Source organism: Bartonella sp. AC130YNZD (assembly GCF_042196865.1).
Lineage (GTDB): Bacteria > Pseudomonadota > Alphaproteobacteria > Rhizobiales > Rhizobiaceae > Bartonella.
The window spans coordinates 1-614 of sequence record NZ_JBHIQZ010000169.1 but is presented as its reverse complement, the minus strand read 5'-3'; the positions used below and the strand labels follow the sequence as shown (position 1 = coordinate 614).

Sequence of the window (614 nt, the reverse complement as noted above, 5' to 3'; positions counted from 1 at the left end):
TGGCTGACTTGGGGCGATTGTGCGCGCGAATTTTTAAGAGCCAAAGAAGACCCTGCTCTTTTGCAAGTTTTTATTAATACAGTTCTTGGAGAGCCATGGGAGGACAGAACAGGCGAAGTTGTTGACCCTGATAGCCTCTATGCAAAACGCGAAGATTATCCATTGGTACCAGAACAAGCCGTGTTGTTGACAGCGGGTATTGATGTGCAAAATGACCGCTTAGAACTTGAAGTGGTGGGATGGGGACGCAGTGAAGAAAGTTGGCATATTGATTATCAAGTGATCCTTGGTGACCCCTCTTCTTTTGAAGTGTGGGACCAATTGGATGAATATCTTACAAGACGCTGGCCACATCCAGGTTACAAAGATGGCATCAAGATAACGGCGGCTTGTATTGATACCGGTGGTGGACACACACAAGCGGTTTATAATTACGTGCGCCCGCGTGAGGGACGACGTATCTGGGGAATTAAGGGACAAGCGGGATGGCGTGCAGTATGGCCGCGCCGACCAAGCAGAAACAATAAAGGACAGATTAATCTTTATATTGTTGGGGTTGACGCCGCGAAAGATATCATTACAGCACGGTTTAAAAAATCGGGTCCTGAAGCAAC

1 protein-coding gene is annotated in these 614 nt (G+C 47.4%); it reads left to right on the top strand.

Annotation, left to right across the window (positions count from 1 at the left end; genetic code table 11):
- Positions 1-614: terminase gpA endonuclease subunit (locus ACFINU_RS10315; RefSeq protein WP_375667737.1), on the top strand; the 614-nt coding region annotated here is incomplete at both ends.